This is a genomic window from Nisaea sp., assembly GCF_017640745.1.
In the GTDB taxonomy this organism is placed as follows: domain Bacteria; phylum Pseudomonadota; class Alphaproteobacteria; order Thalassobaculales; family Thalassobaculaceae; genus Nisaea.
Genome location: NZ_JAEPQA010000051.1, coordinates 1 through 15,885 on the forward strand (window position 1 = coordinate 1; position 15,885 = coordinate 15,885).

General features: G+C 62.5%; 11 protein-coding genes, 1 tRNA gene and 1 pseudogene. All 13 read right to left on the reverse strand.

What is annotated here, in order from left to right; all coding sequences use genetic code 11:
* Positions 1 to 133: 133 nt before the first annotated feature.
* A complete protein-coding gene (fusA, locus tag JJ959_RS20640) occupies positions 134 to 2,209 on the reverse strand; it encodes an elongation factor G (RefSeq protein ID WP_292888198.1) in 2,076 nt (691 codons plus the stop codon).
* 23 nt (positions 2,210 to 2,232) lie between these two features.
* Positions 2,233 to 2,703 carry a 30S ribosomal protein S7 gene (rpsG, locus tag JJ959_RS20645; protein ID WP_292888201.1) on the reverse strand — a complete coding sequence of 157 codons (471 nt, stop codon included), beginning with the start codon at positions 2,701 to 2,703 and terminating at the stop codon, positions 2,233 to 2,235.
* 12 nt (positions 2,704 to 2,715) lie between these two features.
* Positions 2,716 to 3,087 carry a 30S ribosomal protein S12 gene (gene rpsL, locus JJ959_RS20650; protein ID WP_193189063.1) on the reverse strand — a complete coding sequence of 124 codons (372 nt, stop codon included), beginning with the start codon at positions 3,085 to 3,087 and terminating at the stop codon, positions 2,716 to 2,718.
* A gap of 457 nt (positions 3,088 to 3,544) precedes the next feature.
* Complete coding sequence (gene rpoC, locus JJ959_RS20655; protein ID WP_292888206.1) at positions 3,545 to 7,714, reverse strand: DNA-directed RNA polymerase subunit beta'; 4,170 nt, start codon at positions 7,712 to 7,714, stop codon at positions 3,545 to 3,547.
* Between the two features lie 136 nt (positions 7,715 to 7,850).
* Complete coding sequence (gene rpoB / locus JJ959_RS20660; protein WP_292888209.1) at positions 7,851 to 12,032, reverse strand: DNA-directed RNA polymerase subunit beta; 4,182 nt, start codon at positions 12,030 to 12,032, stop codon at positions 7,851 to 7,853.
* 237 nt (positions 12,033 to 12,269) lie between these two features.
* Positions 12,270 to 12,650 (reverse strand): 50S ribosomal protein L7/L12, encoded by a 381-nt coding sequence (gene rplL, locus JJ959_RS20665; protein ID WP_292888212.1) that lies wholly within the window; start codon positions 12,648 to 12,650, stop codon positions 12,270 to 12,272.
* Between the two features lie 49 nt (positions 12,651 to 12,699).
* Positions 12,700 to 13,212: a 50S ribosomal protein L10 gene (rplJ, locus tag JJ959_RS20670; RefSeq protein ID WP_292888215.1), complete on the reverse strand. Its 513-nt coding sequence runs from the start codon at positions 13,210 to 13,212 to the stop codon at positions 12,700 to 12,702.
* Between the two features lie 288 nt (positions 13,213 to 13,500).
* Positions 13,501 to 14,199: a 50S ribosomal protein L1 gene (rplA, locus tag JJ959_RS20675; protein ID WP_292888217.1), complete on the reverse strand. Its 699-nt coding sequence runs from the start codon at positions 14,197 to 14,199 to the stop codon at positions 13,501 to 13,503.
* A gap of 4 nt (positions 14,200 to 14,203) precedes the next feature.
* Entirely contained in the window at positions 14,204 to 14,632 is a 429-nt protein-coding gene (gene rplK / locus JJ959_RS20680; protein ID WP_193189057.1) for a 50S ribosomal protein L11, read from the reverse strand.
* Between the two features lie 81 nt (positions 14,633 to 14,713).
* Positions 14,714 to 15,244, reverse strand: coding sequence for a transcription termination/antitermination protein NusG (nusG, locus tag JJ959_RS20685; protein ID WP_193189056.1), 531 nt, complete (start codon positions 15,242 to 15,244; stop codon positions 14,714 to 14,716).
* A 4-nt stretch (positions 15,245 to 15,248) separates the two neighbouring features.
* Complete coding sequence (gene secE / locus JJ959_RS20690) at positions 15,249 to 15,446, reverse strand: preprotein translocase subunit SecE (RefSeq protein WP_193174086.1); 198 nt, start codon at positions 15,444 to 15,446, stop codon at positions 15,249 to 15,251.
* 73 nt (positions 15,447 to 15,519) lie between these two features.
* Positions 15,520 to 15,595 (reverse strand) — tRNA-Trp (locus JJ959_RS20695).
* 59 nt (positions 15,596 to 15,654) lie between these two features.
* Positions 15,655 to 15,885, reverse strand: a pseudogene (gene tuf, locus JJ959_RS20700) (elongation factor Tu); the annotation flags it as partial.

Consider the following 15,885-nt stretch of genomic DNA (forward strand, 5'->3'; position numbering starts at 1 on the left):
GTCTTACCGTGGTCGACGTGGCCGATCGTCCCAATGTTGCAGTGCGGCTTATTCCGCTGAAACTTTTCCTTCGCCATGGTTCTAGGCTCCGTACCTTTGGTTCTTCGTTTTCGTTACCGACACTAGCGGAGCATCAGGCCAGGTTCGCGCGGACTTCGTCCGCAACCGCCTGGGGCACCTGCTCATAGTGGTCGAACTGCATGGTGTACTGTGCACGTCCCTGGCTCATGGAGCGCAGGGTATTCACATAGCCGAACATGTTGGCCAGCGGCACCATGGCTTCAATGACGCGGGCATTGCCGCGCTGATCCATGCCACCCACCTGGCCACGGCGGCTGTTCAGGTCGCCGATGATGTCGCCCATGTAATCTTCCGGGGTCACGACCTCGACCTTCATGATCGGCTCGAGGAGCTTCGGACCCGCCTTCTGCATGCCTTCCTTGAAGGCCGCACGCGACGCGATTTCGAACGCCAGCACGCTGGAGTCGACATCGTGGAAGGCGCCGTCGATCAGCTCGACCTTGAAGTCGATCACCGGGAATCCGGCGAGCACGCCGGTATCCTTCGAGCTTTCCAGACCTTTCTGGACGCCCGGGATGTATTCCTTCGGGATCGCGCCGCCGACGATCTTGTTCTCGAACACAAAGCCTTCGCCGACCTCGGACGGACCGAACACCAGCTTCACCCGGGCGAACTGACCGGAACCGCCGGTCTGCTTCTTGTGGGTATAGTCGATCTCGGCGGTCTTCGTGATCGTTTCGCGATAGGCGACCTGCGGGGCGCCGACATTCGCGTCGACCTTGAATTCGCGCTTCATGCGGTCGACCAGGATCTCGAGATGGAGTTCGCCCATGCCCTTGATCACGGTCTGGCCGCTCTCGTGGTCGACGGAGACCCGGAAGGACGGATCTTCGGCCGCGAGGCGCTGCAGGGCGTTGGACATCTTTTCCTGGTCGCCCTTGGTCTTCGGCTCGACGGCAACCTCGATGACCGGATCCGGGAACTCCATACGCTCCAGGATGACCTGCTTGGTCGGGTCGGTCAGGGTGTCACCGGTCGTGGTGTTCTTCAGGCCCGCGATGGCGACGATGTCACCGGCGCGCGCTTCCTTGATGTCTTCGCGGCTGTTGGAATGCATCAGCAGCATGCGGCCGACGCGCTCGCGGTTGTCCTTAACGGTGTTCATGACCGAGCTGCCGGTCTCGAGAACGCCGGAATAGACGCGCACGAAGGTCAGGGAGCCGACGAACGGGTCGTTCATGATCTTGAACGCCAGCGCGGAGAACGGCTCGGTGTCGTCCGGGTTGCGCTTGATCGGGGTCTCGCCGTCCATGGCGACGCCGTTGACCGCGCCAACGTCGAGCGGGCTCGGCAGGAAGTCGACAACCGCATCGAGAAGCGGCTGGACGCCCTTGTTCTTGAAGGCGGAGCCGCAGAGGACCGGAACGAACTTGCCCTTGACGGTGCCCTTGCGGATGCAGGCCTTGAGAACTTCGATGCTCGGCTCGTTACCTTCGAGATAGGCTTCCATCGCGTCGTCGTCCATTTCGACGGCGGTCTCGACGAGCGTGGAGCGATACTCCTCGGCCTTGTCCTTAAGGTTGTCCGGAATGTCGACGATCTCGAACTTGGCGCCGAGGGATTCGTCGAGCCAGCGGATCGCCTTCATCTGCAGAATGTCGACGACACCCGCGAAGTCGGACTCGGCACCGAGCGGCATCTGCATGACCAGCGGGTTCGCACCCAGGCGATCGACGATCATGTCAACGCAGCGATAGAAGTCCGCACCGATGCGGTCCATCTTGTTGACGAAGCAGATCCGCGGGACGCGGTACTTGTCGGCCTGACGCCAGACGGTCTCGGACTGCGGCTCGACACCGGCGACGGAGTCGAACACGGCAACGGCACCGTCGAGCACACGGAGGGAACGCTCCACCTCAATGGTGAAGTCGACGTGGCCCGGGGTGTCGATGATGTTGATCCGGTGATCCTGCCAGAAACAGGTCGTCGCGGCCGAGGTGATGGTGATCCCCCGCTCCTGCTCCTGCTCCATCCAGTCCATGGTCGCGGCGCCGTCATGCACCTCACCGATCTTGTAAGACCGGCCGGTGTAGTACAGCACGCGTTCCGTGGTCGTGGTCTTACCGGCATCGATGTGAGCCATGATGCCGATATTGCGATAGCGCTCGAGCGGATGAGTCCTAGCCATGGCGTCCGTCCAAAATCCCTGGGTTACCAGCGGTAGTGCGAGAAAGCTTTGTTGGCGTCGGCCATGCGGTGCGTGTCTTCACGCTTCTTCACAGCAGCGCCACGATTGTTGACCGCGTCCATCAGCTCGCCGGAGAGACGGTCCACCATCGTGTTTTCGGAGCGCTTGCGCGCCGCATCGATGGTCCAGCGGATGGCCAGCGCCTGCGCACGGTCGGAGCGAACCTCGACCGGCACCTGGTAGGTCGCACCACCGACACGGCGGGAGCGCACTTCCACATGCGGCTTCACGTTGGCGAGCGCCTCGTGGAACACGGCGACCGGCTGCTGGCCGGTGCGCGCCTCGATCTTGTCGAAGGCACCGTAGACGATGCTTTCGGCAACCGAGCGCTTGCCGTCATACATGAGGCAGCTCATGAACTTCGAAACGACCTCGTCGCCGAATTTGGCGTCGGGCAGAACTTCACGTTTCTCTGCGCGATGGCGTCGGGACATCCAAGTCTCTCCTTACTTCGGACGCTTCGCGCCGTACTTCGAACGGCGCTGACGGCGGTCCTTGACACCCTGGGTGTCCAGCGTGCCGCGGATAATGTGATAACGAACGCCCGGAAGGTCCTTCACACGGCCGCCGCGGATCATCACGACGGAGTGTTCCTGAAGGTTGTGGCCTTCACCCGGAATGTAGCTCGTCACTTCGAAGCCGTTGGTCAGACGAACACGCGCGACTTTACGCAACGCGGAGTTCGGCTTTTTCGGCGTCGTGGTGTACACGCGCGTGCACACGCCACGCTTTTGCGGGCAGGCTTCCAGCGCGGGCACTTTATTGCGAACGACAGGCGCCTTACGGCCCTGCCGAATCAGCTGGTTGATCGTCGGCATTCAGTCGATCCCTCTCGACTACAAAACACATTGCGCAAACAACGATCAGCCCCAGGGCCCTGCCCTAGCGGCCTACCGTCGTCTCTGCTTCGGGGTTCGCATGCGAACCTATTTAAGTTCCAGCATTTCGCCGAGGCTGCGTCTGACCTGTCGCGCCGTTTCCGACAACGGTGTCACCACCAGCCCTGCAAAGGCTGGCGGATACTATTTATCTGCCCCCTGTGGGTCAAGAACAGTTTTCGGCTTTTTTCCGCATAGCGCCTATCTGTGCAATGCAGGGCGCGCAGCTACTAAATCAGCGGTCCGGGAAATGTTTTTCGAACCGGAAGCGCCCCTTTGGCGCAATTTTGTGACTCCCCTCTTCCGGCCGCTTCCGGCGGGAAAGAGAAACGGCGCCCGGACTCGCATCCGGACGCCGCTTTTCGTTCGACTCGAACGATGTGTCTTTCGACTCGCCTTATTCGGCGGCCGGGACCTGTTCGCCTTCCTCGGCGAGCGCCGGCGCTTCTTCCTGAGCCGGGGCCAGCGCGCGGTCGCGATCGGCGGCAAGGCGCTTCAGGCGGTTCATCACGCTGCCGGTACCGGCCGGGATCAGGCGGCCGACGATGACGTTTTCCTTCAGGCCTTCGAGCTGGTCCTTCTTGCCGGAAACCGCCGCCTCGGTGAGGACGCGGGTGGTTTCCTGGAAGGACGCGGCCGAGATGAAGGAACGCGTCTGCAGCGAGGCCTTGGTGATGCCCTGCAGGATCGGGATCGCCTTCGCCGGGCGCAGATCCTCGGCAAGCGCCTTTTCGTTCGCTTCCTCGAACTCGTCACGATCGACGATCTCGCCAACCAGCAGCGTGGTGTCGCCGGCATCGGAGATTTCGACCTTCTGCAGCATCTGGCGAACGATCACTTCAATATGCTTGTCGTTGATCTTCACGCCCTGCAGTCGATAGACGTCCTGGATCTCGTTGATGAGATATTCGGCGAGCGCCGGAACCCCGAGAACGTTGAGGATGTCGTGCGGCACCGGGTTGCCGTCCATAAGCAGATCGCCGACCTGGACATAGTCGCCTTCCTGAACCGCGAGGTGCTTGCCCTTCGGGATCAGGTATTCGACCGTTTCCTTTTCCTCGTCCTGCGGGACCACCATGATCCGGCGCTTGGTCTTGTAGTCCTTGCCGAATTCGACGCGGCCTTCGCTTTCGCTGATGATCGCGTAATCCTTCGGCTTGCGGGCTTCGAAGAGTTCCGCGACGCGCGGCAGACCGCCGGTGATGTCGCGGGTCTTGGAGGATTCCCGCGGAATACGGGCGAGCACGTCGCCGGCCCGGACCTTCGCGCCGTTGTCGACCGAGAGGATCGCGTCCACCGACATGAAGTAACGGGCTTCGAGACCGTTCGCGAGCTCGATGACCTCGCCCGCATCGTCACGCAGGGTGATGCGCGGACGCAGATCGCCGCCACGGGCCTGCTGCTTCCAGTCGATGACCACGCGGGAGGCGATACCGGTCGCTTCGTCGGTGACCTCCTTCATGGAGACGCCGTCGACGAGGTCGACATAGTGCGCGGTACCTTCCTTCTCGGTGATGATCGGAATGGTATACGGATCCCAGTCCGCCAGCTTGTCGCCCGGCTTGACCTGCTGATCGTCGTCGACGAACAGGCGGGAGCCGTACGGGATACGGTGACGGGCACGCTCGCGGCCCTGCTCGTCGGCCAGCACCACCTCGGTGTTCCGGCTCATGACGATCAGAACGCCGTCGGAGTTCTTCACCACGTTCCGGTTCAGCACCTTCACCTTGGCGTCGAAGGACGTCTCGATGCTGGACTGCTCGGCACCACGCTGGGCGGCGCCGCCGATGTGGAAGGTCCGCATGGTCAGCTGGGTGCCCGGCTCGCCGATGGACTGGGCGGCGATCACGCCGACCGCCTCACCGATATTGACGCGGGTACCGCGCGCGAGGTCGCGGCCGTAGCAGCTGGCACAGACGCCGACCTTGCTTTCGCAGGTCAGGACCGAGCGCAGGCGCACTTCGTCGATACCGGCCCGCTCGATCGCATCGACCAGCGGCTCGTCGATGATCGTGCCGGCCTTGGCGAGGGTTTCGCCGGACAGCGGCGCGACCAGATCGTCAGCCGTGGTGCGGCCGAGGATACGTTCGCTCAGCGGCTCGATCACTTCGCCGCCCTCGACGACCGCCTTCACCGAGATGCCGCGGTCGGTGCCGCAATCCTCTTCGGTGATGATGCAGTCCTGGGCAACATCGACGAGGCGGCGCGTCAGATAACCGGAGTTCGCGGTCTTCAGCGCCGTGTCGGCGAGACCCTTACGGGCGCCGTGGGTCGAGTTGAAGTATTCAAGAACGGTAAGACCTTCCTTGAAGTTCGAAATGATCGGCGTCTCGATGATCTCACCGGACGGCTTGGCCATCAGGCCGCGCATGCCGGCGAGCTGCTTGATCTGCGTCGCGGAACCGCGGGCGCCGGAATGGGCCATCATCCAGACGGAGTTGACGGGCTGGCCCGGCTCCATGTTGGACATGTGCTCCATCATGCGCTCGGCGACGGTGTCGGTGCAGCGCGACCAGACGTCGATCACCTTGTTGTATTTCTCGCCCTGGGTGATGAGGCCGTCGAGATACTGCTGCTCGAACTCCTTCACCTCGTTCTGGGCTTCCTCGACCAGTTCCTGCTTGGCGTCCGGAATGATCAGGTCGTCCTTGCCGAAGGAGATGCCGGCGCGGCAGGCATGGCCGAAACCGAGGCTCATCAGACGGTCGGCAAAGATCACCGTGTCCTTCTGGCCGCAGTGGCGATAGACCATGTCGATGACGTTCTGGACTTCCTTCTTCGTCATCAGCTTATTGATGATCGAATAGGGCAGGTTCGGATTCTTCGGCAGCAGCTGCGCGATCTTCAGGCGGCCCGGCGTGGTCTCCACGCGCTTGGTCACCTCTTCGCCGCTTTCGTCGAAGGTCTGGACACGGGCCTGGATCTTCGTGTGCAGCGTCACCGCGCCGCTGTTCAGCGCGTGCTCGATCTCGCCCATGTCGGCAAAGGCCATGCCCTCGCCCGGCATGCCCTCACGCTCGAGGGTCATGTAGTAGAGGCCGAGAATGATGTCCTGCGACGGCACGATGATCGGCTTGCCGTTCGCGGGGCTGAGGATGTTGTTGGTGGACATCATCAGCACGCGGGCTTCGAGCTGGGCTTCCAGCGAGAGCGGCACGTGGACCGCCATCTGGTCGCCGTCGAAGTCGGCGTTGAACGCGGTACAGACCAGCGGGTGCAGCTGGATCGCCTTGCCCTCGATCAGCACCGGCTCGAAGGCCTGGATGCCGAGACGGTGCAGGGTCGGCGCACGGTTCAGCAGCACCGGATGCTCGCGAATCACCTCTTCGAGGATGTCCCAGACTTCCGGACGCTCTTTCTCCACCATGCGCTTGGCCGCCTTGATGGTGCTGGCGAGGCCATAGAGCTCAAGCTTCGAATAGATGAACGGCTTGAACAGCTCGAGCGCCATCTTCTTCGGCAGGCCGCACTGATGCAGCATCAGGCTCGGGCCGACGACGATGACCGAACGGCCGGAATAGTCGACGCGCTTGCCGAGCAGGTTCTGACGGAAGCGGCCCTGCTTGCCTTTCAGCATGTCGGACAGCGACTTCAGCGGACGCTTGTTGGCGCCGGTGATGACGCGGCCGCGGCGGCCGTTGTCGAACAGGGCGTCGACGGCTTCCTGCAGCATGCGCTTTTCGTTGCGCACGATGATGTCCGGCGCACGCAGCTCGATCAGCCGCTTCAGGCGGTTGTTCCGGTTGATCACCCGGCGATAGAGATCGTTCAGGTCGGAGGTCGCGAAACGGCCGCCATCCAGCGGCACCAGCGGGCGCAGCTCCGGCGGGATGACCGGGATCACGTCGAGGATCATCCATTCCGGACGGCAGCCGGATTCCTCGAAGGCCTCGATCAGCTTCAGGCGCTTGACCAGCTTCTTGCGCTTGGCTTCCGAACCGGTGGTCCGGAGCTCCTCGCGGATGTTTTCCTTTTCCTCGTCGAGATCGAGGCCGGACATCATCTCCTTCAGCGCCTCGGCGCCGATCATGGCCTTGAAGCTGTCCTCGCCGTACTCGTCCTGGGCGTCGAAATACTCTTCCTCACCCAGAAGCTGGCGGTACTTGAACGGGGTCAGGCCCGGCTCGGTGACGACGAAGCTCTCGAAATACAGGATCCGCTCGAGATCCTTCAAGGTCATGTCGAGCAGCAGGCCGATGCGGCTCGGCAGCGACTTCAGGAACCAGATGTGCGCGACCGGCGAGGCCAGCTCGATATGGCCCATCCGCTCGCGGCGGACCTTCGAGAGGGTGACCTCGACGCCGCACTTCTCGCAGATGATCCCGCGATACTTCATGCGCTTGTACTTGCCGCACAGGCACTCGTAGTCCTTGATCGGACCGAAGATCCGGGCGCAGAACAGACCGTCGCGCTCCGGCTTGAAGGTCCGGTAGTTGATGGTTTCGGGCTTCTTGATCTCGCCGAAGGACCAGGAGCGGATCCGCTCCGGGCTCGCGATCGCGATCCGGATGTGATCGAAGCTCTGCGGGCCGGACGGCTGACCAAAGACGTTCATCAACTCGTTCATCAAGCATCTCCTTACGTCACTGGGACGTTATGCGCCGACTTATTGCTAAGTCTGAGCGACGCGCCCGGTCGCGGCAAGTCCGCTCCCGGAGGGATAGAGAACCGGGCGGGATCCCGCGGGATCCGCCCGGAAAGTCTTACAGCTGCTCCTGCTCGAGCTCGACATTGAGGCCGAGGGAGCGGAGTTCCTTCACGAGAACGTTGAAGGATTCCGGAATACCGGCCTCGAAATTGTCGTCGCCGCGCACGATCGCTTCGTACACCTTGGTCCGGCCGGACACGTCGTCCGACTTCACCGTCAGCATTTCCTGCAGGGTATAGGCGGAGCCATAGGCTTCGAGGGCCCAGACCTCCATTTCCCCGAAACGCTGACCGCCGAACTGCGCCTTGCCGCCCAGCGGCTGCTGGGTGACGAGGCTGTACGGGCCGATCGAACGGGCGTGGATCTTGTCGTCCACCAGGTGATGCAGCTTCAGCATGTAGATGTAGCCGACGGTCACCTTGCGGTCGAAGACCTCGCCGGTCCGGCCGTCGATCAGGGTGACCTGACCGGTCGAGTCGAGACCCGACAGCTTCAGCATGTCGACGATGTCTTCCTCGCGGGCGCCGTCGAACACCGGGGTGCCCATCGGAACGCCGCGGCTGAGGTTGCCGGCCAGCTCAAGGACCTCTTCGTCGCTGAGCGGCGCGATCTCCGCCTTGTACTGTTCCTCGCCATAGACCTTTTCGAAGAGCTTCCTGAAGTCGCCCGTCTTTGCGGTCCGGTTGATCTCGGAGAGCAGCTGGTTGATCTGCAGACCGAGACCGTGGGAGGCCCAGCCGAGGTGGGTTTCGAGGATCTGACCGACGTTCATGCGGCTCGGCACGCCGAGCGGGTTCAGCACGATGTCGACCGGGGTCCCGTCTTCCAGATACGGCATGTCTTCCGACGGGTTGATCTTGGAGATCACGCCCTTGTTGCCGTGGCGGCCGGCCATCTTGTCGCCCGGCTGCAGCTTGCGCTTCACCGCGACGAAGACCTTGACCATCTTCATGACGCCCGGCGGCAGTTCGTCACCGCGCTGCAGCTTGTCGACCTTATTGTCGAAGCGGGCCTGGAGCTCTTCGACGCTCTTGTCGAATTCGCTCTTCATGCCTTCCAGATATTCCATCCGCGCTTCGTCTTCGACCGCGAACTGGCGCCACTGGCCCTGGGTGTATTCGCCGAGCACCGCTTCGGTGATCTCGACGCCGCCCTTGAAGCCCTTCGGACCGGAAACCGCCTTCTGGCCGAGCAGCTGTTCCTTCAGGCGGGCGAAGAAGCCACGCTCGAGGATCGCCCGTTCGTCGTCGCGGTCCTTCGCCAGACGTTCGATCTCGGCGCGTTCGATGGCGAGCGCACGCTCGTCCTTGTCGACGCCGCGGCGCGAGAAGACCCGCACCTCGACGACCGTACCGGTGACCCCCGGCGGCACCTTCAGGGAGGTGTCGCGGACGTCGGACGCCTTCTCGCCGAAGATCGCGCGCAGAAGCTTTTCTTCCGGCGTCATCGGGCTCTCGCCCTTCGGCGTCACCTTGCCGACCAGAATGTCGCCCGGGTTCACCTCGGCGCCGATATAGACCATGCCGGCTTCGTCGAGGTTCTTGAGGGCTTCTTCACCGACGTTCGGAATGTCGCGGGTGATTTCTTCCTGACCCAGCTTGGTGTCGCGGGCCATGATCTCGAATTCCTCGATATGGATCGAGGTGAACACGTCGTCGCGGACGATGCGTTCGGAGATCAGGATCGAGTCCTCGAAGTTGTAGCCGTTCCAAGGCATGAAGGCGACGAGCACGTTCCGGCCGAGCGCAAGCTCGCCGAGATCCGTGGACGGGCCGTCCGCCATGATGTCGCCGGCGACGACCCGGTCACCGACCTTCACCAGCGGACGCTGGTTGATGCAGGTGTTCTGGTTCGAGCGCTGGAACTTCAGCAGCGTGTAGATGTCGACGTTGCTTTCCGTGGAAGCGGTTTCCTCGGTGGCGCGGACGACGATACGGGTCGCGTCGACCTGGTCGACGATGCCGGACCGCTTGGCGACGATGGTCACGCCGCTGTCGCGGGCGACGCGGGCTTCCATGCCGGTACCGACATAGGGCGCTTCCGCCTTCACCAGCGGCACCGCCTGCCGCTGCATGTTGGAGCCCATCAGCGCGCGGTTCGCGTCATCGTTCTCGAGGAACGGGATGAGCGCGGCGGCGACGGAGACAAGCTGCTTCGGCGAGACGTCGATCAGGTGAATGTCTTCCGGACGGGCCAGACCGAAATCGCCCTGGCGGCGCACCGGAACCAGCTCTTCGACGAAGCGATTGTCCTTGTCGATCGGCGCGTTCGCCTGGGCGACTGTGTAACGGCCCTCTTCCATCGCGGAGATGTAGCGCACCTCGTCGGTCACCTTGCCGTCCACGACCTTGCGGTATGGGGTTTCGATGAAGCCGTACTGGTTTACGCGGGCATAGGTGGCGAGCGAGTTGATCAGACCGATGTTCGGGCCTTCCGGCGTCTCGATCGGGCAGATCCGGCCGTAGTGGGTCGGGTGCACGTCGCGCACCTCGAAGCCCGCCCGCTCGCGGGTCAGACCGCCCGGGCCAAGCGCCGAAAGGCGGCGCTTGTGGGTGATCTCGGAGAGCGGGTTGGTCTGGTCCATGAACTGCGAAAGCTGCGAGGAGCCGAAGAATTCGCGCACCGCGGCGGCAGCCGGCTTCGCATTGATCAGGTCATGCGGCATCACGGTGTCGATCTCGACCGAGCTCATGCGCTCGCGGATCGCACGCTCCATGCGGAGCAGGCCGACACGGTACTGGTTTTCCATCAGCTCGCCGACGGACCGGACACGGCGGTTGCCGAGATGGTCGATGTCGTCGATCTCGCCCTTGCCGTCCTTCAGGTCGACCAGGATCTTCAGGATCGCCAGGATGTCTTCCTTGCGCAGCACGCGGAGCTGATCGTCGGTTTCCTGGTCCAGACGGGCGTTCATCTTCACCCGGCCGACCGCGGAGAGATCGTAGCGCTCGCTGTCGAAGAACAGGCCGTCGAAAAGGCTTTCGGCGGTCTCGAGGGTCGGCGGCTCGCCCGGGCGCATGACCCGGTAGATGTCGACCAGCGCTTCCTCTCGGGTGGTGTTCTTGTCGAGCGCGAGGGTGTTGCGCAGATAGGCGCCGACCGTGACGTAGTCGATCGCCAGGACCGGCAGATCCTCGACGCCGGTGTCGACGATCATCTGCAGCAGTTCTTCGGTGATCTCGTCGCCGGCCTCAACCAGCACTTCGCCGGTTTCCGGATTGACGATGTCGATGGCGATGAACTGACCGAGCAGGTCCTCGCTCGGAACATAGACCTCCTTGAGGCCGCCTTCGATCAGTTTGCGCGAGAGGCGCGGCGTCATCTTGTCACCGAGCTTGGCGACGACTTCGCCGGACGCGGCATCGACCAGATCGCGGGACAGCTTCTGGCCGCGCAGGCGGTCGCCGTTGAACTCGGTCTTCCAGCCTTCGCCGTTCTTCTGATAGGTGACGCTCTCGTAGAAGTAGCTGAGGATGTCCTCGGCGGAGAGACCGGTCACCATGGCGCGGTTCGGTTCTTCACCGGTCTCGTGGCACTTCTTCAGATAAGCCTCGGACTCGTCGCTCATCAGGGCCAGCAGCAGCGTGGTCGCGGGCAGCTTGCGGCGGCGGTCGATGCGCACATAGAGGATGTCCTTGGCGTCGAATTCGAAATCGAGCCAGGAACCGCGATACGGGATCACCCGGGCGGCGAAGAGATATTTGCCCGACGAGTGGGTCTTGCCCTTGTCGTGATCGAAGAAGACGCCCGGCGAGCGGTGCATCTGGGAGACAATGACCCGTTCTGTCCCGTTGATGACGAAGGTACCGTTCTTCGTCATCAGCGGCATGTCGCCCATGTAGACGTCCTGCTCCTTGATGTCGCGGATGGAGCGGGAACCGGTCTCTTCCTCGACGTCCCAGACGACGAGACGCAGCGTGACCTTCAGCGGCGCGGCAAAGGTGATGCCCCGCTGCTGGCATTCCTCGACGTCGTACTTCGGCGTCTCAAGCTCGTAGCTGACGAACTCGAGCATGGCGCGCTCGGAGAAGTCCTTGATCGGGAAGACGGACTTGAACACTTCCTGCAGCCCGAGTACCTCGCGGTTCTCCGGCGCGACGTCCTTCTGCAGGAACAGATCGTAGGAGCTTTTCTGCACCTCGATCAGGTTCGGCATCGGGGATACTTCGGAAATGCGTCCGAAATCCTTGCGCACACGCTTGCGACTGGTGAAGGAACCAACGGAGGAAATCGCCATGGTCAAACCTCGCCCACCTTTGATCTATCTGGAGCGGTCGGGACGGGTATCCGTCCGCTCCATGGCTCCCGCGCCCGTCGCGAGAGCCGCCTGTTCAGCCAACCGGGAGACCCGGCCTCCCGGCCTTACCGCTGGGGCGCCCCTGCGCCAACGGTAAGAACGGGAAAAGGGCAGGGCAACGCGCGCACCGTCCGGCACGCGCGTACCCCACCCGTATTTCCAAGTAACGCCAAGGCGTTACTTCAGCTCGACGGTAGCACCTGCTTCTTCGAGCTTCTTCTTGAGTTCCGCGGCTTCGTCCTTGGAAGCGCCTTCCTTCACAGGCTTCGGCGCACCTTCGACGAGGTCCTTGGCTTCCTTCAGACCGAGACCGGTGATCGCGCGAACTTCCTTGATCACGTTGATCTTCTTGTCACCGGCAGAAGCCAGGATGACGTCGAAGGAGTCCTTTTCTTCGGCGGCAGCCGCACCACCGGCGTCACCGCCAGCAGCAGCAGCAACAGCAACCGGAGCGGCGGCGGAAACGCCCCACTTCTCTTCGAGCATCTTCGACAGTTCGGCCGCTTCGAGGACCGTCAGGGAAGAGAGCTCATCAACAAGCTTCTCAAGATCAGCCATTTTCAAATACTCCAGACTTGAGCTTCGTTAAACGGAGTGGATCGACCACTCACCCCTCTTTGCTGCTGTAGGCGCTGATCACGCGGGCAACCTGTCCACCAGGTGCCTGCAGGACACCGGCGATACGCGTCGCCGGGGTCTGGATCATGCCAAGCAGCTTTGCACGCAGTTCGTCGAGGGACGGCAACTTCGCGAGAGCCTTGACGGCGTTGACGTCGAGAACTTTCGTTCCCATAGCGCCACCGACAATCGTCAGTTTCTCGTTTCCATTGGCGAACTCGACGGCAACCTTGGCGGCCGCAACCGGATCGGACGACGTAGCAATCGCCGTCGGACCCGTGAAGGACGCGTCAAGGTTTTCGTACTCCGTGCCTTTCAGAGCGAGACGAGCGATCCGATTTTTCGTGACTTTGTATCGGGCACCTGCTGCACGCATCTTGCCGCGGAGGTCATTGACCTCATCGACCGTCAGCCCGACCTGATGGGTGACCACGACAACCGCGGCCTCCGAAAAGGTCTTGTTCAGGGTCTCGACCAGAGCCGCTTTTTCAGTACGGTTCACTGATCATCTCCGCATCTGCGGGCCTCGGCACCATGCCGAAGCCGCCTTTGCACATGAACCGACGAACACCATGCCCGTCGGCCCGGTTCGCCTGTCCCAGAAGCTCAAACGTCAGACATCTCCGGCCGGAGCCGGAATCGAAATCCGTTATCACCCCCGTCTATACGGGAAATTAAGCCGCCGCGGCCGAGACCCCTTTGGCACCCGTAGTCTTGGACAGGTCGGAGCCGGTCCCGAAGGTCCGGCTCCATTTCCCGGCCCCGAAAGGCCGGAACTTCAACGACAGGCTCAGGCAGAACCGAGAGCCGCCGTATCCACTTTCACGCCCGGCCCCATGGTGGAGCTGAGAGCGACGCGCTTGACGTAAGTGCCCTTGGCGCCCGTCGGCTTCGCGCGGTTGATCGCATCGACGAACGCGGTCGCGTTCTCGAGAAGCTGGTCCTCGGAGAAGCTCGCCTTGCCGATACCGGCATGCACGATGCCGGCGCGCTCGACGCGGAACTCCACCTGACCTGCCTTGGCGGCGGTCACGGCAGCACCGACATCGGCGGTCACGGTGCCGAGCTTCGGGTTCGGCATCAGGCCGCGCGGGCCCAGCACCTTACCGAGGCGGCCGACGAGGGCCATCATGTCCGGGGTCGCGATGACGCGGTCGAAGTCCATCCGGCCGTCCTGGATTTCCTTCATCAGGTCATCCGCACCGACGATCTCGGCGCCGGCGGCGCGGGCTTCGTCAGCCTTCGCATCCTTGGCAAAAACCGCGACGCGCACCGATTTGCCGGTACCGTGCGGCAGCGCGACGACGCCGCGCACCATCTGGTCGGCATGACGCGGGTCGACACCGAGGTTCATCGAGATCTCGACGGTCTCGTCGAACTTCGCCTTGGCGCCGCTCTTCACCAGTTTCACCGCTTCGGCGAGGCCATGCAGCTTCAGCCGATCGACGTTTTCATAGGCGCCCTTGAGACGCTTGCCCTGCTTCGCCATCGTCTTACTCCACAACCTCGACGCCCATGGAACGGGCGGAACCGCGGATCATTTGGCACGCGCCTTCGAGATCGACGGCGTTCAGATCCGGCATCTTCGCTTCGGCGATCTCACGGACCTGGTCCATGGTGATCTTGCCGACGATTTCCTTGCTCGGGTTGCTCGCGCCCTTCGGAAGCTTCGCGGCCTTCTTGATGAAGAAGCTGGCCGGCGGAGTCTTCGTGACGAAGCTGAAGGTGCGGTCCTGATAGGCGGTGATGACGACCGGGATCGGCATGCCCTTTTCAAGGTTGCCGGTCGCGGCGTTGAACGCCTTGCAGAATTCCATGATGTTCAGGCCGCGCTGACCCAGCGCCGGACCGACCGGCGGAGACGGGTTCGCTTCACCGGCCTTGATCTCCAGCTTGATATAGCCAGCGATCTTCTTAGCCATAATAAGTACCTCTCACTGTGCCGGGTGGTGCGGGCTTCCAAGGCTTTCTGGAAGACCTCCCACGCGGTCATCTATAGGACGTCAGATCTTCTCGACCTGGGTGTATTCCAGCTCGACCGGCGTCGACCGTCCAAAAATCGACACCGCAACCTTGAGACGGGACTTTTCCTCGTCCACGTCTTCAACATAGCCGTTGAAGGACGCGAACGGCCCGTCGGAAACCCTGACCTGCTCGCCGATCTCGAAGATGACGGACGGCTTCGGCCGCTCGACGCCCTCGGCGACCTGCTTGATGATCCGCTCGGCTTCCGATTTCGAAATCGGCTGGGGCTTGCCCTTGCTGCCGAGGAAACCGGTCACCTTCGGCTGGTCCTGCACCAGGTGCCAGCTCTGGTCGGTCATCACCATCTTGACCAGGATGTAGCCGGGGAAGAACTTGCGCTCTGCGTTCACTTTCGCGCCGCGTCGCATCTCCACGACTTCCTCGGTCGGAACCAGGACCTCTTCGATCAGGTCTTCCATCTCATGCGCAGCGGCTTGCTCGCGAATGGCCTGTGCGACCTTCTTCTCGAAGCCGGAATAGACATGGAGGACGTACCAACGTGCCGCCACAGGCTCAGGCTCCCAATCCCAGAATAAACTTCACACCCCACGACAGCGCGCCATCCACAAGGAAAAAGAAGATAGACGCGAGCGTTACCATGATGAAGACCATCATGGTGCCCACGCCTGTTTCCTTGCGACTCGCCCAGGTTACCTTGGAAACTTCCTGGCGAACCTGACGGACGAATTGCGCCGGAGAAACCTTTGCCATCGTGATCCGTTTCTGTCAGCCGGGCTGTATAGCGCCCCGGCAGAATGAAATCAACTGTGCAGAAGAAGAAGCGTGGCAGGAGTGGCAGGGATCGAACCCGCAACCCCCGGTTTTGGAGACCGGTGCTCTACCAATTGAGCTACACTCCTATGCCGCGCTGCAAGCGGCCGCCCCAGCCCTCCCGATGAAGGACCGGGGCGGCAGCCTGTTACTCGACGATTTTGGCGACGACGCCGGCGCCGACGGTGCGGCCGCCTTCGCGGATCGCGAAGCGCAGGCCTTCATCCATGGCGATCGGCGCGATCAGCTGAACCGTCATCGCGATGTTGTCGCCCGGCATCACCATCTCGGTGCCTTCCGGAAGCTCAACCGTCCCGGTCACGTCCGTCGTGCGGAAGTAGAACTGCGGACGGTAGTTCGAGAAGAACGGCGTGTGACG